This is a genomic window from Bradyrhizobium sp. CCBAU 11430, from assembly GCF_028128855.1.
Classification (GTDB): Bacteria; Pseudomonadota; Alphaproteobacteria; order Rhizobiales; family Xanthobacteraceae; genus Bradyrhizobium; species Bradyrhizobium ottawaense.
The window spans coordinates 141,687-159,793 of record NZ_LBJV01000006.1 but is presented as its reverse complement, the minus strand read 5'-3'; the positions used below and the strand labels follow the sequence as shown (position 1 = coordinate 159,793).

The window sequence follows — 18,107 nt, the reverse complement described above, 5'->3', positions numbered from 1 at the left end:
CGTCCCTGCCAGCGAACAAGCAAGGCAACAATGTGTTTTTTCACTTCGGGCTTGCTTCACACGAAGTAACCGCGGGAACCTCCGCCAAGACGGCGCGCGAGTGATTGCTCGTAGCGCGGCATCGCCGGTATTGCACTGGAGTGCCGCGCTCGCCGCTTTGTAACGTGTGAGAGACGTAGCCGCATTCTGTAACCTTTATCACGCGCGACCTCCGCGGCCTGCCTTGACTCGGAGCGCCAACGCCGCGAAGCAGATTCGTCAGTTCAAACTGACTACTGGATTATTACGATCAAAACAGAACATGTTTCGTGGCCGTGATCCTAATGCAACTTAGCGGGACAATTGTGCTAACGTTCGCTTTGTTTTTGATCGGTATCAAATACTACTCCGTTCATCATGTGTGACAGAGATCTCGCGCGGCTGCTCGCGCGAGTTTTGGAATGGAGACTTAGATGAGAGTACTAGCAGTTCTGACGAGGGCATCGGTCCTCGCGCTTGCGAGCTCGTTGGCTAGCAATTCGGTCCAAGGTGCGGATCTGGGCCCGGCACCGGTCTACTATAAAGCGCCTCCAACTGTGGTCTCCAGTCCCTGGATGATCCGCCTGCGCGTGCTCGGCGTTCTTCCGGATACCGCAGGTAGCTCAGTCAACGTTGCTGGAACGCCATCGCTGTCGTCACCGAGTTCAGGGCTTTCGCTCAGCGAGCGAGCCATACCAGAGCTCGATATCACCTACTTCTTCACAGAAAACGTAGCCGCTGAACTTATTCTCGGCGCGACTCGCCATCACATCAGCGGCAATGGCGCACTCACGGGGCTCGATATCGGCACCGCCTGGCTATTGCCGCCAACACTAACCCTTCAGTATCACTTCACCGATTTCGGCCCGATAAAGCCGTATATCGGCGCGGGCATCAACTACACTGCATTCTTCAACCAATCGGCAGCCAATTTGTCGTTCGGCGGTCTTACCGTCACGGATCTACACATCAGAAACCAATTCGGCGCGGCGGTCCAATTCGGCTTCGATTATATGCTTGACCGTCACTGGGGCCTCAACCTGGACGTGAAGAAGCTGTGGCTGCGGCCGGAGTACTCCGCGACCGTAAACGATGCGGTTGCCGTCACCGGGCGCGCCAATATCGACCCATGGCTCGTCAGCGGCGGCGTCGCTTACAGGTTCTGAGGGCGAGAACAGGGTCAAGGAGACTCCGTTATCGACTCGGACGCTACGAGCGCGTGAAGCGCGTCTCCTACCCTCACCGTGTGCAGTGGGAAGCTAGCTGACACGTCCTCGCCGCGTCAGCTGGCCAGAGGTAGACAATCATTACCAGCATTGCTCTCGCTGTGAGCTACGAATCGGGCGGCACGTAAGTGACGATACGAACAGATGGGCGCGTTATAATTCTATTACTGCGTGGGCGCGCGTTGCAAAGGACAAACTTTGCCTATTTGGCCTCAGAAGAGGGGATGCGCCGCGCACATGTCAATGACCTCGGGTTGGACGGTCAACCTCAGACGATCCGAGCTCCGAGCGGCCGAGCAGCTCCTGGACGAGCACGCCGTCCATGCTTGCGGGTCCGGTCAAGTGGTCGCCAGGACGCCTCTAACTTCGCTTGAGCACCATCACAAGGCGGTCGACACGTTTGCCCTGCTTGAGATGGGATTTGACGATCTCGTCAACGTCCTCAGGCGTGGTCACGCGGTACCAGATTCCGCCGGGATAGACTACCAGCAAGGGACCAGAGTTACAAAACCCAAGGCAGCCCGCCATCGTGAAACCGATATCGTTGAGGCCTTGCGCTTCGATCGCCTTGCCCATTCGATCCCACAGGGTTTGCGCGCCTGAGGCGCCGCAACTGCCATGCGGATGTCCTGATGGACGCTGCGTGTTGCAGGCAAAGACATGATGCCGATACAGCTGCGGAAGCTCCATTTCTTCTTCTGAGTTCATGCGCCTATCCTCTGTTGATGCTGAAGAAACGGGGTGCGAGCACGTAATGCCCAGTAGTCTCTTACGATTGAACGCACCATAATTCCCAGTCGCGCTTGCGGAACAGGCGCGATGAGCCGGCGCCATAGTGGTTGTCGTCGCCAAAGAAGCTCGATAGGACCTGCGCGTACCGGCGCCGCCTATTGATCAATTTCAAGCTCGCTCCTGTCATGTCGATCTGTTTATCCACCCGTCGCTTATTCTCGATCCAAGTCAACTAAGTATCACATCAGTGTGCAACGTTCACTTCTGCAACGATCCTTTGCTTTGGGCAGCGCGCCTCGCAAGTATTGCCGAAGTAAGCGATCTGTCGTTGTCTTCTCGCTTCTATCAGCGGTCCCCAACCGGCTAACAGCCCCACGGCTTCTTTCAGGTCAATGGCATCGGCCGGAAAGACGCCCAAACCCTCTGACCTATTCGCTCATCAGGTCCCGCCGGTTTGCTGTTCGCTCATCTCGGCCTCGCAGTTTCCTGCCTGAAGACATCGACCGCAGTCCGACTCAGCCGAAAAACCCCGCGGCCACGAGTGAGCGGCCGATAAGCCGAGCTGGCCCGGGTGTTGAGGACATCAAACCATTGGTCGGGCGTAAGCCTGGCCGGACGCTCGCTGATTTGTATCACCCTCCCGTTCGGGGCGAAGCGGACGTGGATGACGATTTCTTGCGAGTTCATACGATCCCTATTTGGTAACACTCACGATCACGGGCCGAAGAGACCAACGATCTCGATGATAGCGTGCTTGCCCTGGGGCACTCGGCGCAGGCCTCAAGGCGAGCCTTTGACGCCGATACTGGTTATGATTGAGCAGGCCTTCTCCGCCCTCGCCTGGAACATTTTTCTTCCCCCTTTCCTGAACGAGTACATGCCGCCGGTGGCATTCCAGCGCGGGTCACGATGTATAAAGCACGTATCCCGCCTGCTCATCTTGCGATAACAGGTGTGCGCTCATCCAGCTGACACTCCGCAAATTCAGTGCTCACCGCACAACGTTCCTTTCGCGCCAACGGGACGCTAGTCGGTCGCTTTGGGTCGGCCGTAATCTGCGATCCGATCGATCGAGCATATGAAGATCGAGACGATGAAATTGTCGGAACGGCTGATTTGATCGTCTGACGCATCGCAGCGGCCCAATAAATCTGCGGCAACTGGCACCGGGCTCAAGCCAGCGCCATCCGCAGCAAGCTGGTCGTTCGATTTCGATCAATTCTTTCGCAGTGCGCGCCATCGTGGCTTCTTTTCAACTAAAAGGCTGGCCCCTTATTGCCAGAACAGGCGCTCAGGATCCGCGTTCAATTCGTCGATTGCAGAAGGCAAACGGAGGTAAAGGCTGTAAAATTCCCAGACTCCCTGGGCATGATTCTTGCGAAAAAGCTTCCAGATCCCGCTCACGGTATCATAAAGAATTAGGGCGACATCGATGAGAGCGCCATCCGTGTCGATGTTGCGCGAGCAACAAGGGCTCTCGACGAGGTAGCCCCCTCTCACCGGCCCCACTTTCGGCGAGACGTAAAGATAGCGCTTGCGCGCGCTCAAGCCGCGCTCAATTCGTTTGCGATCGAGCTCGTTTGGGTGAGGCAGCAACCCCGTCTTTGCTTTCCTCATCAGCGCGGCATTCATGGCGAAAGCCTCCTTCAAAGCACTGCTATTTCTTCTTCAAGACAGCCGATCAGTAGCGCCTCACCAAAATCGACAATATAGACCGGCACGTTCGCTTCGGTGTGGATAGCGACCTTGATGATTTCGCCGGTCGCTCCGGCGGTGAGCAACACTCCCTCGGGCTCCGCGTTCGGAAATGAGCTATCGTTGGTGAGGTCGACTGCGGCTTTGACTCGCTGGCCCCGTCGATATTTCGGAACGGCTTGCTGAGTCATGACTCCTCCGGCAACGGCAGATCATCGATCTCCTCGCAGGTTTCCACCGGCTCTAGTTCCTTGCGTTTCATGCCAACCCGGTGGCCGCTGTCCAGAAATGCCACACCGTAGATGTAGAATTGCTGCAAGAAAGTGCCGATCGAGACGACGTAACCCACCTCCCCCTTCTTGACTAAGACGTCACCAATCTCCTTGCCGGGATAGGTGCCATCGTTTCGGATGGTGCGATTGGCTCGGAGCTTTTGGCCAAAGCTGAAGACGGGTGGGTCGCTGAGCTCGACGATGTCGCTGTCACGAACAATGCTGCTCATATACCCCTCCTCATGCGCCGCTCCCTCTTCAGATGCAGAGAAGCCGCCTAGCCTACGCGGGCAACACTCTGCATCATTTCGTGCCCACCCGCCGGATCGTCAATCGCATCGACGATGGGAGGGCTGCCTCGGAGGGCGCTCTCGTACCACGAAGCGCCCTCGCACCGCTGAGATGCCGCCAGGCCGTGCTGCCGACCCAGCAGCACCACCGCAGGACAATGCAGAGCGGTTGCCGTCCCGAAGGGCGCGAACCCGGCGCCTGCGACGAGGGCGACGGATTCAGCACCAGGTCTTACCTTGCCGCTCATGAGACCTCACGCTTTACTCTGGCGCTTGATAGCGAGGCAAGGACCTGTCAACCACGCAGGTATTGTCGACCGGACAGGCGGCTGCACATTGCGGCTCGTCAAAATGGCCAACGCATTCGGTGCATTTCGCCGCTTCAATGACAAAGTTCCCCTCCTTCTCCGATATAGCAACGTTCGGGCATAAGGGTTCGCAGGCTGAGCAGCCCGTGCACTGCGAGGCGATGATTTTGAACGGCACATATTCCCCCTTACGCCGCAGAGATCCGAGCTCCTTGCGGAATCGCGGCGTCGCCGCGCTCTACATGCTGGACTTCCCCACGCCTCACCTTGTCGAGATATGACCTAAACCAAGTGATCGCCGACTTCTCAATGAACTCATAGGCGAATTGATCGACCGGCTCGATGCCCGCCTTGATCAAATTGCTTTTCGGGCCGCCGCCAATCTTGGCCACGAAAACCGCATGGCAGTCACGGATGCCGCGCACGATGGTGGAAAGTCTATCTTCCTCGCCATAACCGCCCTGGCAGTAAACCTCCACACGGCGTCGGCCAACGAATTTGGCGCCTGATGTAGAGAGCTCGTACATTTGGAATTCTTTTGCGTGCCCAAAGTGCTCGTTGATCAACCCAGAGCCCTTGGTTGCAACCGCCACCAGAAGAGTGATCGCGCTGATCTCTCCGGAAAACTTCTCAAGCTCCTTTTGGCACGCCTCGGCTTTGGCGACGCGCTCATTCTCTACTCTTTGCTGATAAGCCTTGCGCATCCCTAAGTCATACTGGACGTCCATTTTCATCACCTGATCAGTGGTGAACTCTGGGCCTCGATCGTCCCCGAGTAGACCAACCGCGTCGGCGCGGCACTGGCGACAATGCCGCATCATGTTTATCCGCCCTTCACAAGCATCTTGCAGCGCTTTCAGTTCTTGCGCGGTCGGGCCGCGCTGACCGCTGAGGCCAAATGCTGTGCCATGCTCGGGTGCGGAGATCAGCGGCATGATATTGTGAAGGAAGGCACCGCGCGACGTGACCGCCTTGTTGACCTCGACCAAGTGGTCATCATTGATGTTGGGAATCATCACCGAGTTTATCTTGCACAAAATACCCCGTTCGCTAAGCATCTCGAGGCCTTGCAGCTGGCGATCAGTGAGTATCTTTGCCGCCTCAATGCCCGTGTATCGCTTGTGGTTGAAGAAGATCCACGGGTAAATCTTGGCTCCAATTTCGGGATCAACCATGTTTATGGTGATGGTGACGTGGTCGACCTTGGACCTGACGATGGTATCAACATAGTCCGGCAGTGCGAGTCCGTTGGTTGACAGACAAAGCTTGATGTCGGGAGCCGCCTTTGACACCAGCTCGAACGTTTCGAACGTCTTTGCTGGATTGGCCAGAGCATCGCCCGGTCCAGCGATGCCAAGCACTGTCATCTGAGGGATGGTGGTCGCGACCGCGAGCACTTTTCTGACCGCCTGCTCAGGGGTGAGCTTCTCGCTCACCACGCCCGGACGCGATTCATTGGCGCAGTCGTATTTTCGGTTGCAGTAATTGCACTGGATGTTGCAGGCAGGCGCGACCGCGACATGCATGCGAGCGTAATGATGGTGCGCGTCTACGCTATAGCAGGGATGGTCTTTAACCTTTTCCCAGATTTCGGTTGGCAGATCGCCTTGGCCGGCCTTCGAGCCGCAGCTCGCCTGCCCGGTCTTGGCCGAAGCGCAGCAGCCCTTATGATCGGTGGTGGGCTGCATAATCTTGCCGTGATTTACTGCAGCTTTGACATATGTTCCGCGTCCGACGACCGCGTTCATTCGCTTTTCCCTGGAGACATCGTCGCTCTCCCAGGACCATCCGTGAGCGAGCCTCATAAAGCTGGGTAGCAACTTGCATGCCATGGCCAGAATGATGCAATCGCAGCAGCAGGCCATCGAGTTAGTGCTACGTTAGCACTGGCGCATGCAACAACAGCCATGATGAGCTTGTTAGCAAAACGACAGATACGTCGCTATTCTCACCCAGAGCGCTATGCCTTGCGCATTCATTCTCGCGCTAAGCTCCCCCGAACGCCGCTCCATCTAACGCGTTTGCCGCGTTGCGGCTCTCGCAAGCCCGTTACACGCGGGGGGATCCGGGCTCGACAAGGCCAGTAGTGGCTACCACGGATCCTGCTGGACGCCCAACGACGGGGCGCAGGATGGAGTGTAACCGCCTCGGCTCAACTGAGCGAGCGATTGTCTGCGTCGTCAATTCCGTTGCGACGGCGCTATGTTTGCTAATTTCGATATGCTGGGTCGCCGCTGACCGTATTGCCCCTAACTTCCCGCGGCGGCGCAAACTTGCTGGCGAAGAAGCCGAGCATTCGGTCTGGCGTGGTCGGCAGAACGGGTCTCCGCCATTCAGCGTGGCCAGGACGATATGGAACGATGCTCGGGGCCCTCAAACCACGAGAGCGCCCCACGCGGCCGCCGCAACGACAAAGTCGATCTGCGGCAGTGTCTTCACGGATTGTGCCCGGTCTCGTCCCGCTTTTTCACATTGATTGTGATCGGCAATCGGGTGTCGCTCGCCATCTCAGGCAAATCGAACACCCAGCCATTAGCCACTTTGATCCAGCCGCCCCATAGAGTCTCGTACTCGGATTCCACGATTTTCTCTTCGAGATCCTTTTTTGGCACGTAGATGGACAGGCCCTCCGGAGACCGGCGGATCATGATCTTCACGAGGTCTACTCCCTAACAGTGGCGCCGGAGATGGCTCGCATGCGAGCCACAACGTCGGACACAGCGCACACGGCCTCATCGACCTCCGCCAACGAGGTCTCACGCGACAGAGAAAAGCGCACGGCGCCGTGCATCCGCCACGTCGGCACCTGCATAGCACACAGAACATGCGATGGCTGCATTGAACCGGAGTTGCAGGCTGATCCGAGCGACACGGCTATGCCCGCCCGATCGAGATGGTGGGCGATGGCTTCGCCTTCGAGGTGGTCGAAGGCAATATTGGCCGTGTTCGCCAACCGATTGCTGACGTCACCGAGCACAACGCACTCCCCATTGCGCAAAACTCCACGTTCAAGGCGGTCGCGCAAAGCGCCAATGCGAACGCGCTCGGGTTCAAGCCGCTCCGCCGCAAGCCCGGCAGCCTTTCCCAGGCCGACGATCGCGGGAACATTCTCGGTCCCGCCGCGGCGCCCTCGTTCCTGTGATCCGCCGCAGATTAGCGGCCGGAATTTAGTCCCTTTGCGCAAATATAATGCGCCGACCCCCTTGGGGCCGTGCAGTTTGTGCGCGGACAGCGACAGCATGTCGATCGCGCTTTCCTTTAGGTTCAAACGCACCTTCCCAATTGCCTGGACCGCATCTGTGTGAAACAGCGCGCCCGCCTCACGCGTCAATCCTGCCAGACACTCCACAGGAAACAACGTTCCGGTCTCGTTATTGGCCCACATCACGGAGGCAACGGCTGTGCGTGGCCCAAGCGCGCAGCGAAACGCCTCGATATCGAGCCTGCCGCAAGCGTCTACGGGTACTATGTGCGTCTTGACTCCCCTTGTCGCCAATTGCTGAGTTAGCGCAAGTACAGCGGAGTGCTCAACCGAAGTAGTGACAATTTCGTCTCGATCTTCCTGCGTCGCCAGAGCAGAGAGGATGGCGGCATTATTGGCTTCGGTCCCTCCCGAGGTGAAGACGATTTCATGATCGTATGTGTTACCTAACAGGTCCCTCAGGCTTCGCCGGGCCTGCCTCACAGCAACTGCGACGTCGTTGCCGAAGGCATGCCTGGATGAGGCATTGCCGAAATTCTCAGTGAAGAACGGCAACATCGCTTGCACGACGGACGGATCAGTCCGTGTCGTTGCATTGTTATCGAGGTAAATCGGCGCTCGATCTTCGCTCAATCCACTGCCCCATCAGTACCAGAAACGAGGATTAGCTGACCAAATCCGCGGATTTTACCCACGAGCCACGTGCGTACGTCCCACGCTCGCCCTCGAACGCTTACACGACGTACAGGCACCGGCCAGCCTAGCCATAAACAGACTGCCATCGATGCCGATCAGCTGCCAGCCGCCACCGTGGAGTTGTAGAATGAGGCATGAAAAGTTCGAGCGCGTCGCGAATGCGACGCTCCCGCTTTGTCGTAGTGGACGACGATTGCCTCAGTTGTTTTGGCTCGGCCGGCGCGCTTCGATGTTTTCTTCTCATCACCTGAACAATGTTTTTCATCAACAGAACGATTTCCCGCAGGAGCAGTTTGCGGTGGCGTTCGGGTTGTGAAAGGTGAATCCAGAGCCCTCCAGCGCCACGACGAAATCGATGGTCGTACCGACTAGATGATCGCAGCTCTTGCTATCGACGAACACCTTCAGCCCATCGCATTCGATCACGGTGTCGTCAGGCTTCGGTTCCTCGGCCAGACCCATCTTGTATTTGAAGCCACTGCAGCCGCCTGCTTCAATCATGACGCGCAGACCGCCGGACGGGCGCGTGGACGATGATATCGCACTCTTGATCGCATTCACTGCGCTATCGGTCAGGTTGATCACGTCTTTCCCTCATCAGCTTGAACGTAGCTAAGAGCAAGCCACGTGCCAGCGCGCAGACACTTAATGATGCGCACCTTCGCACGTTGGCTTTGGAACAGGCGTCGGATTTCCTACAAGGCTACTCTAGGCGGTGCCAGCCGATGACGCGTTGTCTTCTTAGGGTGGGCCGCAACGCTGCGGCGGCAGGCAATTTGCATCGGATCTGGCACCGACCAACAGGTCGGTGAAGAGCTTAGATCAAGGACGCATTTTATGACTGCAATCGAGAACACCGCACTTGGCAGACTTGAGAAGGAGGGCCGCCTGCTTAACGCCGTACTCAAAGGTGCGACCACCAAGCCGGGCCGGTTCGGCTTTCGTGGCGACGTCGCACTGAAGTTCCAGACTCAGGTCGCGGACGAGAAGCGACCGCCAGACTATTCGATCGAGCAGGTTCTGACGTTCGCGCAGGACGGAGAGCGCACTATTCCGGTGCTGGTCGGCTACCTACATTCCTTTGCATATCTTGCTGACGTCGCGACCGTCCTTGACGGCACCTTAAGCCCAACCGGCGGCTACTTCATGTTTTGCAACAACATCGATTTGCTGGCGAAGTACAGAGTGAAGTTCGGCGATATTAACTTCCACGTCTTACCCTGCGATGAATCCACCGTTTGGAAGGAGATGATGGACCTGGTCGGGCTGAACAAGGATGATATCAAGAAGCTCGATCCGCGGGGTAAGCTTGATTGCCTCCTCGATGCGACGAAGGATCTCGATCTGTCGTGTGAGGAGATCTCGTATGACGACGGGCTAAAGAGGATGGAAGCGGTGAAAAACCGCAACGAGAACCGGCCGGTCTAAGCGCAGTCTTCAGTTATTTGCCCATGCATCGTCTTCGACAAGATGCACACCAACGATGCAGATATCGCCTTCCAGAACTGCCAACGCGATCGGCGTGAGCGCTCTACCCTCACATGGACCTTCGACGCACCGCCCGGTGCCGAGTTCGAAGGTCGAACCGTGCTTGCCGCACATCAATCGGGTGCCGCAAGAATCGAGGAATTGGTTCTGTTCCCAGTCCAATTTGACGCTGTTGTGCGGGCATTTATTGACATAGCCAAGCACCTTTTTGCCCCAGCGCACCACGATGATGGACCACGGCCGGTGCTTGCCGTCATCTTCGACGACCATAAGATGGAATCCCATGGCTTGGCGGCTCGGAATGTCGTTAAAGCCGCAAATTGCATAGATGGGATTTGGCTGCATTCATCACCCGGTTGTTGCAAGGCGCTTTTCATTGTCGTTGTGCAATCACCGTGCAAGAAGTGTACAAGTGCCGGAACGTGTTTTCGGCAATCCAATCGAAAGCTTCGCCGTCGCAGCATACCAATTTCTTTCGCTTGCGCGCAAAATTCAGAACAATTCGCAGGAGCATTGAGCCTTGCTGCCCTTTCCATGCCTAGCTGCCCAGCATAGCTCCAACCTTTCTGGACCATTTGCAGGACTGCTAAACTTGACAACTGGTCTTTGCTGCTCGCCAATCGCCACGCTGCGGAAGGCCGGTTGCAATGCCCTGCGATCGCGTATCCATCGCGGCATCGCAAGTGCCTTCCCACAAGGTGAACGCTCGCTCCCAACCCGCAACGGGGGGCGCACGCGGCGAACATGCGCCCCCTTTAGGCTAGCCCTTGCGCCCGCGCATGGAACGGCGAAATGTCCGTCTTCTGGCCCGCTGCTGCTGTTGCAGCCACTTTACCCTGCAAAAGCGGCCCCTAAGCCTGCCAAAACCTCTCGAGCAAGCGATACGCAGTGAATGACACAACCTGTTGCATCAGGCGCGAGCTCCTGATCGACATCAAGCAAAGCGCGGGTTGCCGGATGGGCCCGGAAATTGCCGTCGGCGCCCGCGCGCTCGGCTTTTGGAAGGCTTCCCGGACCCGACACCCGCGATGCTAGGTGCTGCACAACACCGCCAATATCTTGGACAAGGTACCGCTCTCGGTGCCAGCCGCCATCAGGAGGGATCCGCGCCAGGTCTATTGGGAGCCGACGCGGACGTCCGCCCGCAGCGGCAATCGACGTCTTTGCGAACAATACCGCGCCAGATGCGGACGGGGAGTCGAATGATCGCCGCAATCGTCGTCTCACCATGAAGAAATCGCTAGTCTATCTCATCCGTGCTTCGCAGTTGATCCCAATGCTCGGCAGGGAAGTCGTAGAAGGCCAGCAGGGTTTCGCGATCCTTGACCAGGCTCGCGGCTAGGTTTGACCGTCCCGCAGAGAGACCTTATCCTCGATCGGCTTTATGATCACTTCCCGGCTCTTTTTGAGCGCCCGCCGCCTCTTACGGGCTCTGCTTTGGTGCATTGCCGATGTCGTCGATCGGCATCAAGATGTCCGCTCAAGCAGGAATGGTCGATAGACCGCCCCCTAGCCAACGCGGTGGTGGAGCACCGGGCTGCGCAGCGCAAGGGCAGGCAGCTGAGGGCTAAGCCGCGTTGGCGGCGAGCGGCCCCGCGCTGCGTCGGTGCAGCACTCTGGGCGCGATCCCGCCGCCTGACGCCGGCGCGTGTTGAAGTGGCGAGCCATTTCTGCAGCAACATCCTCGATGAGCTCAAGTAGCCACCGCTTTCAGGCCCGACCTCGTCCACAGCGACTATTCTGCAGCCGACCCCGGACCTAGATTTAGGCGCTCGAAGTACCAAGACGTGTCGTCGCCTGACGACTCTGTCTCATCACTTGCTTCACTCGAAGCTCGCTTGATGTTTGCCTGAGCACCACTACTCTCGGCGGCAAGATATCCTTCAGGTTTGCCTACACGTTGCCATTTACCTTCGTCGTTATGCGTCCACTTGTCGGGATGCTGGCGAGGATCAAGTACCCAGTGATTCTTATCACTCACAGGAACAAAGCCCATCTGAGCCAGGCGGGACTCGATGCCTGGGAGCGCAGGTTTTGACATAATCAATGCTTGTTCGCCGTCTTGCCGAAGCTGATGTTCGAGTAGGATATCGCCAGCGTTCTCGACGAGCGGATGAGTAACCCGAAGATCTACTTGGGATGTGACCTCGTTTCGACCGGGGAACTGGGCGCTGAATCGCCTTCCTCCTACCCGAAGTTTGCCTTCTGTCCTCAGAAGCCCGACAGTTTTGTCACCCAAGCGATAGGCGTAATATCGCGCCTGGTCCGTATCTTCGTCGGTGTGGCCATAGGTTCTAGCAACGTTTGCCGCGCGCTGAGCTTTCGTGGATATGAAATCCGAGTACTCCAGTGGACGCTCGGCAATGTACTTGATGTCCTCACCATAGAAGGCCTTCACTTCTTCCCCGAACCGATCGATGTCGATCTCTTCGATCGGAGCTTGGGAACTTACGAAGTACGGCCGTGTCGCTGCCTGAGACGAACTTGGGCCAGCATCGGGCGCCATGCCTGCAAGCCTTTCCGCAAAGCCCTCGTCATCTGAATGCTGTGCTTCATCACCCTGGGCAGCGCTTGTGGATTGGCTAGATGAGCCAACAATTCGGCCATACATCGGATCGCTCTCCTGTCGGTACGGTTTGGTGCTGAGCTCGCGTTGCTCGAGCCCTACCGAGGATTGTAAGATGTCTAGCTGACTACGAGCTGACGCGCCGAGGTTGAGCATCTGTCGCCGGCTTTTGTGAGAGGAAGCTCACTCCTCGTGAGTGAAGAACGGTTAAGCAAATGAGCTAGAACCCCATCTCGTCGTTGTGGACTGCTGCGAATGCACGGTTTGGTACACCAGGCATGGAAGTCTTGGAATTTCATTTTCAGGATTCCGTCGAATCGACAGCCATAGTTCCGTCGTCCCATCGGAGGTGGCGATGCGGCCGACGAAGCACAGGACGACGGGTCCGGGCAATCCGTTCCGGGCGAGGCTGAACCAGATCATCAATATGAAGCACTCGCGGTTCAGCTCACCACCAAGGTCGATTGGGACTGGATCGACATCCGCCGCTGTACAGCGAGAACAGCCGTCGCGCCGCAGCTCCACGAGCTTGTTTCGAGCGGCCAGCATCGGCCACACAACCACAGGCGGCTCTCAGCGGCAGGTGGGCACCTTGCACGCCTGGCTGAAAACTGTTTGGCGTCTCTTCCTGACCGCCGATGGCACTGAGTTCCGGCCACAGGTGAGGGCCGGATGAGGCAGTCTTAAACCACGCCAGATGCGCCTTCGGCGGAACAAGCGTCCCTGCCGGGACGAAGGTCGTGGCAATCTTGAAGTCGTCCTGCGGGCTTTACGCGCCGCACTCTCCACGTCGAGATGCACACCTCATGAACGCGATCATGCGACGGCCCCTGTGGAGACGACCCGCCGAAAGACCCATGAACTCGGTTGTGGATCACGTTTACTATCGGGGTTGACACCGTAACTGCGATTAAAGCACGGACGACCGCGTAGGCCCGTCGACGCGCTTCCACTCGTCGTTCTCGTTCTTCACACTTCGCCCGCGTTCTCGACGGGGATGAGTAACCTGAAGACCTACCAACGACGTGATATCGTTGCGGCCCAGCTGTTCCTGCAAATCCTCTCCTTTAATCCGAGCCGGGCCTGCTGCACTTAAAGGCCCCGGAGAGCGCCTTCGCTCATGCAGCTTCGGCTGCAGCTGAAACGTGGGTCTGGCAGTCGGCCGGGCAAACCCTGGCGCACGCACCGCATCCGATGCAGGCACCCTGATCGTCCAAGACCATGATCTTCTTCTCGATCTCATCGTCCTCGTCATTGTCGAGGTCGACAAATTCGCCTTCCTCGTTGATTCCTTTCAAGGTCATGACATCTCGACCGCACACCTTGAAACAGCGGCCACAACCGATGCATTTCTTTGCATCGATCGTGACCAGGTATTGTGGCGTCCAGTCGCGTCCGTCTCGTGTTTGAAACGACATGCATTGCCCCCTCTAGGTATTCTCCAGCGCTTTTAAGGCGCGGCTCGTGCGATCAAGTTCGGCGTAAGAATCGTACGCTTTCTGAGCGACCACCATGATCGAGGTCCAGTTGATGGGTAATTCTTCCGAAAGATCGTGCAAATCCATCTTGGCCTGTATCGCCTTGGCGGACACTTTCCTCAGTTCGGCCTTCAGTGTTTCACGATCGCCCATGAGTGAGTATCCTCAATAGTTTGCCACGTCCGGGAACTTCCGAATCAGGTCGATTCCGTCCCTGACATATTTATCCCCCTCCTGCGCTAACTTGACGAAACTGTCGAATCCGAAGCGATGCACGTCGCGCAGCTGCTTGTTTACGGCGACCAACCGCCCTGCGATGAGCACTATGCGCCCGAAGCCTTCATGATGCAGCTTCAGAATCGGCTGAATCATGACGCCAGTCTCCCTCTCTACCGACAGCGCAACTGCATTGAAGAACAGCTCAAGCCGCCACAGTGTTTTTGGATCGGGATCACCGATAATCGGCAATGCGCGCCGCTTTTCCATGTTCAGGATATAGGGTTCGAGCAGATCACGATCGCTCTTCCCTTCCCAGGCTCCGTTGGTATCCTGAGCACGCCAAATCTTGACCAAATCGATGAGGAATGGCGCGTCGACAAGGCTGGCCTGCTGCTCTATTTTTGTGGTCATATCACCTCATTCATCAAAGTCGAACGTTCTCCGCTGGTCCTTTGCCATGACCTTGCGCAGCCAGGGGGGTGGTGTGCCCTTCAGCACCCGCTCGAGTTTTTCTAGCAACACCAGAATGTTTTCTGGTTTACTCACCTTGATAGGATGAATTTTGTTGGCGACCACTCGCGCAGCCGCTGCACCACCAATGGCAGCGACGTAAAGGATTGCGCAATCTTTGACGGCCTCGATCTTTGGCGCCAACTTATCATCGCTGCCGTCTTCCTTAAGATCGCCCTCAAACTCGATCGCTTCAACAAACACGTGCCCGCCGGGAGCGACATCGTAGATTGCGATATTCTTTGCCCAACCAAAATGAGCATCGACGCGTCTCAGGTCCTGAGTGGCAAACGCAACTTTCATGCAACCGACCTCTCAGTCGCGCCAGCGGAGCTGCGATAGCCTGGGCATAGTGGCAGTCCGCGCGCAGTTCGCCACCTATCTGGCGTAGGCTGATCGTTTTTATCGCGATGCGCGATCACGAGATTAGCGATTTCGAAGATCAGATGACGGGTACCACGATAGCCTACTGACAGCTGGTGTCCCGCGCCAAGTCGATCGAATATCGGAAAACCTGCACGATAGAACGGCACCTTCAGCCGCGCCGCCGCTTGCCTTCCATGCGAATGCGTGATCAGCAGGTCGCAACACCTCTCTTTGGCAAGGTCTTCCAGATCTTCGAGATCGCCAATGATCACCTCCTTGGTCTGGATCCGCTCGATCACCTCCGACTGAGTAGTCGTCACGGCAACGGTCACCTGCGCGCCCATTTCGCTCAGCATGTCGGACAAATCGAGCAGAAGGTCTGGCTCAGCACCGATTGCGAGTTTGCGACCGCCAATATGGAAGTGTGCATCCAGCATGGCATCTGCGAGCTGACTGCGCTGGCGTCGATATTTCAAGGGTATCGGGCGCCCGCTGATCTCGCTCAACAACGTCATGAACTCATCATTCGGACAGAGACCGCACAGCCGTTCGAAGACACGAAAAGGCACGCCGGTCTTTGCCTGCATGACCTCTGCAGCTCGCCGCATCTGCGCGCCGATTGCAATCGTCCAGCCCGCGCGGCCCATATCCGCAATTTCGCCAACGCCGATGCCACCGATGGTCGTTGGCGTAAACTCATCGGGGATATGCCCATCGAGCGATCCCGCCAGGTCAGGGAGGAAGGACGGTGACAACCCGAAATCCTCCAGTATGACACGGAGTTCATCAAGATCGCCGGGCGTGAGGTGACATCCCGGCAGAACATTCACCCTCGATGGATCCCTCAGGCGACTGGCATTTGGCCCATCCACCAGCACCTCCACAATGCGCGCGACAGCCTTCTCCCAGCCGTCCTGGAACGCACCCTTGAAATCAGGTGTCGAGACGTAAACGAGCGGCAACTTTGCGAGTTGCGGATGCTTGCTCCGGATCAGCTTGAGGTAGGCATCCACATCGTCGCCGTTGGTTTCGGTGACACCAGTCGAGCAGATTCCGATGATCTTTGGCTTAGCTCGCTTGTAGATGTTTAGTACCGCCTGCTCGAGGTTCTCATAACCACCAAGTACCGTCGTGACCTCGCTCATCGCGGTGGTCTGCAGCGGTACAGCCTCTTTGAAATGCCGGACAAAGAGCGTGAGCCCGAAGGATGTGCACCCCTGGGAGCCGTGCAGAAGCGGCATCGCCCCGCCCAGCCCCATGAAAGCGAATGCGCCGCCGATCGGCTGGCTCATCTTCAGCGGGTTGACAGCGCAGGCTTTTGTTGGCGCCGTGACGATGGCCATGACGCCTCCCTACTCTGCGGCCTGTCGCATGGCAGATGGCTCGGACGCCAAGATATCCTCGATACGTCTTTGGCAGCAGCCACCGACCGCATTGGTATGCTCCCTGACCGCTTCGACGCTCCTCAGGCGATGCGCGTAGATTGCATCCTCGATCGTGCCCAGATCGACCTTGTTGCACATGCAGATCTTCCTGGCGCGGCGCGACTCTTCGGCGAGCGCCGGATCGGCCAGCGCGGTCGCGGGCGATTGCATCTGCTCCATCGCCTTGGCCAACGCCTCCCATGGCGCCGGTCGACGTAGCTGCTTCCACATCGGACTGGAGAGCGAATTATCGATCTGCTCCACCAGCTTGACCATTCCGACATAGCCCATATAGGCGTGGCAACGCTCCTGGTTGATATCGAGCCAAGGCACCGCCGCTTTCAGCGCGACGAACTGCGACTTGCCGCCCGACAGCATGATGTCCGCTTTTGCGCCCTTTAATATCTCGTACATCTCGCGCGGCGTCATATCCTCGATCATATGGGCTTCATGCCCCATGAGCTCTTTAATGCGCTCCTTATCTTCCTTGGTCGATTTTTTCACACTGGTACCGACTAACTCAAGCCCGGCTTCCTGGAGTGCCGCAACGACCGACCATGACTTGACGCCGCCGGTCACTAACAATGCCTTTTTGCCTTCGAGCCGTGGCTTATACGGCTCGATCGCACCCCAGGCCCACGCTTCCTCGCGCGCGATCACCGTTTCGGTGCGCCCCAGCAGATCTGTTGGGGCGCCGCGTTCGACCAATAAGCGGGCAATCTGCCGTAGCGATTCGCTCGAATCTTGAATACCGTAGAAAGACCCCTCGAAGAATGGAATCCCGTAGCGTTGCTCCATCTTGCGTGCGACGTTGATCATGGACTTTGAGCACACCAACATCGACGCCCGTGCGCGATGAGATGAAGCGACTTCGCGATATTTGCCATCGCCTGAGATGCAGCAGAGAATTCGTACTCCAAGCTCGTCTAGTAATGGCTTGACTTGCCAGAGCTCTCCCGAAAGGTTGTATTCTCCGATCAGATTGATGTCGTACGGGGTGGTGTAGTCCGGTTCTCGCGTACCGATCACATAGTCAAGCAAGGCCTCGCCGGCCAGCTTGTTGCCGAGGTTCTTCGAACCGACGAAGCCCGGAGAATTGATCGGAATCACCGGCTTTGAGAATCTTCTAGATGCCGCCTTGCAGACTGCGTTGATGTCGTCGCCGATCATCGCCGGGATGCAGGTTTGATAAACGAAGATTGCGGACGGATCGTACTTGTCGATGATCTCCTTGATCGACTTGCAAAGCCGCTTCTCGCCTCCGAATACAATATCGGTTTCGCTCAAATCGGTTGTAAATGCGGTGCGCCACAGATCCGAGCCTGACGACGCTGCCCCCCGATTGTCCCAGGAATTGCCCTCGCACGCGATCGGACCATGTACCAAGTGAGCCACGTCGGTGAACGGCTGCAGCGCAACCTTGGCACCATCGAAAGCACAGCCGCCGGCAGCACTACCTGGCTGCAGCTGTTTGGTGCAGCCGTTCCTGCGTTCAGCCTCCGACTTACTGCCATTCTTGGCGCAGCCCGGCTCGTCGAAGATATCCTGGACCCTGGCCGCTAGTGAACTCATCCTGTTTCCTCTCAGGGCGAACAAATTGCAAAGCAACGACCATGC

The 18,107-nt window shown here is 57.4% G+C and carries 19 protein-coding genes and 1 pseudogene; 3 read left to right on the top strand and 17 right to left on the bottom strand.

The window, feature by feature from the left end; translation table 11 throughout:
* Positions 1-452: 452 nt before the first annotated feature.
* Positions 453-1,184, top strand: coding sequence for an OmpW/AlkL family protein (locus tag XI04_RS04520; protein ID WP_271596639.1), 732 nt, complete (start codon positions 453-455; stop codon positions 1,182-1,184).
* A gap of 420 nt (positions 1,185-1,604) precedes the next feature.
* On the opposite strand, the gene XI04_RS04515 is transcribed toward XI04_RS04520, so the two are convergent.
* From XI04_RS04515 to XI04_RS04470, 9 genes are all read right to left on the bottom strand, one after another.
* Complete coding sequence (locus tag XI04_RS04515) at positions 1,605-1,952, bottom strand: (2Fe-2S) ferredoxin domain-containing protein (protein ID WP_271596640.1); 348 nt, start codon at positions 1,950-1,952, stop codon at positions 1,605-1,607.
* Between the two features lie 1,296 nt (positions 1,953-3,248).
* Positions 3,249-3,608: a DUF3024 domain-containing protein gene (locus XI04_RS04505; RefSeq protein ID WP_271596641.1), complete on the bottom strand. Its 360-nt coding sequence runs from the start codon at positions 3,606-3,608 to the stop codon at positions 3,249-3,251.
* A gap of 14 nt (positions 3,609-3,622) precedes the next feature.
* Positions 3,623-3,862, bottom strand: coding sequence for a nitrogen fixation protein NifZ (locus XI04_RS04500; protein WP_172787731.1), 240 nt, complete (start codon positions 3,860-3,862; stop codon positions 3,623-3,625).
* Complete coding sequence (locus tag XI04_RS04495) at positions 3,859-4,173, bottom strand: nitrogen fixation protein NifZ (RefSeq protein ID WP_271596642.1); 315 nt, start codon at positions 4,171-4,173, stop codon at positions 3,859-3,861. Before XI04_RS04495 ends, XI04_RS04500 begins: the two co-directional genes overlap by 4 nt.
* A 321-nt stretch (positions 4,174-4,494) precedes the next feature.
* Complete coding sequence (locus XI04_RS04490) at positions 4,495-4,719, bottom strand: 4Fe-4S binding protein (RefSeq protein WP_271596643.1); 225 nt, start codon at positions 4,717-4,719, stop codon at positions 4,495-4,497.
* Positions 4,720-4,729: 10 nt separating this feature from the next.
* Positions 4,730-6,289: a nitrogenase cofactor biosynthesis protein NifB gene (nifB, locus tag XI04_RS04485; RefSeq protein ID WP_271596644.1), complete on the bottom strand. Its 1,560-nt coding sequence runs from the start codon at positions 6,287-6,289 to the stop codon at positions 4,730-4,732.
* A 687-nt stretch (positions 6,290-6,976) separates the two neighbouring features.
* A complete protein-coding gene (gene nifT, locus XI04_RS04480) occupies positions 6,977-7,198 on the bottom strand; it encodes a putative nitrogen fixation protein NifT (RefSeq protein ID WP_172787735.1) in 222 nt (73 codons plus the stop codon).
* A 5-nt stretch (positions 7,199-7,203) separates the two neighbouring features.
* Positions 7,204-8,376 carry a cysteine desulfurase NifS gene (nifS, locus tag XI04_RS04475; RefSeq protein ID WP_271596645.1) on the bottom strand — a complete coding sequence of 391 codons (1,173 nt, stop codon included), beginning with the start codon at positions 8,374-8,376 and terminating at the stop codon, positions 7,204-7,206.
* 327 nt (positions 8,377-8,703) lie between these two features.
* Positions 8,704-9,024 (bottom strand): HesB/IscA family protein, encoded by a 321-nt coding sequence (locus tag XI04_RS04470; protein ID WP_036031955.1) that lies wholly within the window; start codon positions 9,022-9,024, stop codon positions 8,704-8,706.
* Positions 9,025-9,276: 252 nt separating this feature from the next.
* On the opposite strand from XI04_RS04470, the gene XI04_RS04465 reads away from it, so the two are divergent.
* On the top strand, positions 9,277-9,867 hold the full coding sequence (locus tag XI04_RS04465) for a hypothetical protein (RefSeq protein WP_271596646.1): 591 nt from the start codon (positions 9,277-9,279) through the stop codon (positions 9,865-9,867).
* Between the two features lie 9 nt (positions 9,868-9,876).
* On the opposite strand, the gene XI04_RS04460 is transcribed toward XI04_RS04465, so the two are convergent.
* Together XI04_RS04460 and XI04_RS04455 are read right to left on the bottom strand one after the other, a co-directional pair.
* Positions 9,877-10,272: a Rieske (2Fe-2S) protein gene (locus XI04_RS04460; protein WP_172787738.1), complete on the bottom strand. Its 396-nt coding sequence runs from the start codon at positions 10,270-10,272 to the stop codon at positions 9,877-9,879.
* A gap of 1,390 nt (positions 10,273-11,662) precedes the next feature.
* Positions 11,663-12,538 carry a host specificity protein gene (locus XI04_RS04455; protein ID WP_271596647.1) on the bottom strand — a complete coding sequence of 292 codons (876 nt, stop codon included), beginning with the start codon at positions 12,536-12,538 and terminating at the stop codon, positions 11,663-11,665.
* A 310-nt stretch (positions 12,539-12,848) separates the two neighbouring features.
* Here XI04_RS04455 and XI04_RS04450 point away from each other — a divergent pair.
* A pseudogene (locus XI04_RS04450) lies at positions 12,849-13,002 on the top strand (IS5/IS1182 family transposase); the annotation flags it as partial.
* 609 nt (positions 13,003-13,611) lie between these two features.
* Here the strand turns inward: XI04_RS04450 and fdxB are convergent.
* Genes fdxB through nifE form a run of 6 tightly spaced genes read right to left on the bottom strand, consistent with a single transcriptional unit; the run spans position 13,612 to position 18,062 of the window.
* Positions 13,612-13,911 (bottom strand): ferredoxin III, nif-specific, encoded by a 300-nt coding sequence (fdxB, locus tag XI04_RS04445; protein ID WP_271596648.1) that lies wholly within the window; start codon positions 13,909-13,911, stop codon positions 13,612-13,614.
* 12 nt (positions 13,912-13,923) lie between these two features.
* Positions 13,924-14,124, bottom strand: coding sequence for a CCE_0567 family metalloprotein (locus XI04_RS04440; protein WP_271596649.1), 201 nt, complete (start codon positions 14,122-14,124; stop codon positions 13,924-13,926).
* 12 nt (positions 14,125-14,136) lie between these two features.
* A complete protein-coding gene (locus XI04_RS04435; RefSeq protein WP_271596650.1) occupies positions 14,137-14,601 on the bottom strand; it encodes a NifX-associated nitrogen fixation protein in 465 nt (154 codons plus the stop codon).
* A gap of 6 nt (positions 14,602-14,607) precedes the next feature.
* Positions 14,608-15,003: a nitrogen fixation protein NifX gene (gene nifX, locus XI04_RS04430; RefSeq protein WP_271596651.1), complete on the bottom strand. Its 396-nt coding sequence runs from the start codon at positions 15,001-15,003 to the stop codon at positions 14,608-14,610.
* Positions 15,000-16,409 (bottom strand): nitrogenase iron-molybdenum cofactor biosynthesis protein NifN, encoded by a 1,410-nt coding sequence (nifN, locus tag XI04_RS04425; RefSeq protein ID WP_271596652.1) that lies wholly within the window; start codon positions 16,407-16,409, stop codon positions 15,000-15,002. The genes nifX and nifN overlap by 4 nt, the downstream gene beginning before the upstream one ends.
* A gap of 9 nt (positions 16,410-16,418) precedes the next feature.
* A complete protein-coding gene (gene nifE / locus XI04_RS04420) occupies positions 16,419-18,062 on the bottom strand; it encodes a nitrogenase iron-molybdenum cofactor biosynthesis protein NifE (protein WP_271596653.1) in 1,644 nt (547 codons plus the stop codon).
* Positions 18,063-18,107 lie beyond the last annotated feature (45 nt).

Coding starts and splice junctions, on each gene's coding strand:
- XI04_RS04520 (WP_271596639.1), top strand. CDS start 453: ATGAGAGTACTAGCAGTTCTGACGAGGGCATCGGTCCTCGCGCTTGCG.
- XI04_RS04515 (WP_271596640.1), bottom strand. CDS start 1,952: ATGAACTCAGAAGAAGAAATGGAGCTTCCGCAGCTGTATCGGCATCAT.
- XI04_RS04505 (WP_271596641.1), bottom strand. CDS start 3,608: ATGAATGCCGCGCTGATGAGGAAAGCAAAGACGGGGTTGCTGCCTCAC.
- XI04_RS04500 (WP_172787731.1), bottom strand. CDS start 3,862: ATGACTCAGCAAGCCGTTCCGAAATATCGACGGGGCCAGCGAGTCAAA.
- XI04_RS04495 (WP_271596642.1), bottom strand. CDS start 4,173: ATGAGCAGCATTGTTCGTGACAGCGACATCGTCGAGCTCAGCGACCCA.
- nifB (WP_271596644.1), bottom strand. CDS start 6,289: ATGAACGCGGTCGTCGGACGCGGAACATATGTCAAAGCTGCAGTAAAT.
- XI04_RS04465 (WP_271596646.1), top strand. CDS start 9,277: ATGACTGCAATCGAGAACACCGCACTTGGCAGACTTGAGAAGGAGGGC.
- XI04_RS04460 (WP_172787738.1), bottom strand. CDS start 10,272: ATGCAGCCAAATCCCATCTATGCAATTTGCGGCTTTAACGACATTCCG.
- XI04_RS04455 (WP_271596647.1), bottom strand. CDS start 12,538: ATGTATGGCCGAATTGTTGGCTCATCTAGCCAATCCACAAGCGCTGCC.
- fdxB (WP_271596648.1), bottom strand. CDS start 13,911: ATGTCGTTTCAAACACGAGACGGACGCGACTGGACGCCACAATACCTG.
- XI04_RS04440 (WP_271596649.1), bottom strand. CDS start 14,124: ATGGGCGATCGTGAAACACTGAAGGCCGAACTGAGGAAAGTGTCCGCC.
- XI04_RS04435 (WP_271596650.1), bottom strand. CDS start 14,601: ATGACCACAAAAATAGAGCAGCAGGCCAGCCTTGTCGACGCGCCATTC.
- nifX (WP_271596651.1), bottom strand. CDS start 15,003: ATGAAAGTTGCGTTTGCCACTCAGGACCTGAGACGCGTCGATGCTCAT.
- nifN (WP_271596652.1), bottom strand. CDS start 16,409: ATGGCCATCGTCACGGCGCCAACAAAAGCCTGCGCTGTCAACCCGCTG.
- nifE (WP_271596653.1), bottom strand. CDS start 18,062: ATGAGTTCACTAGCGGCCAGGGTCCAGGATATCTTCGACGAGCCGGGC.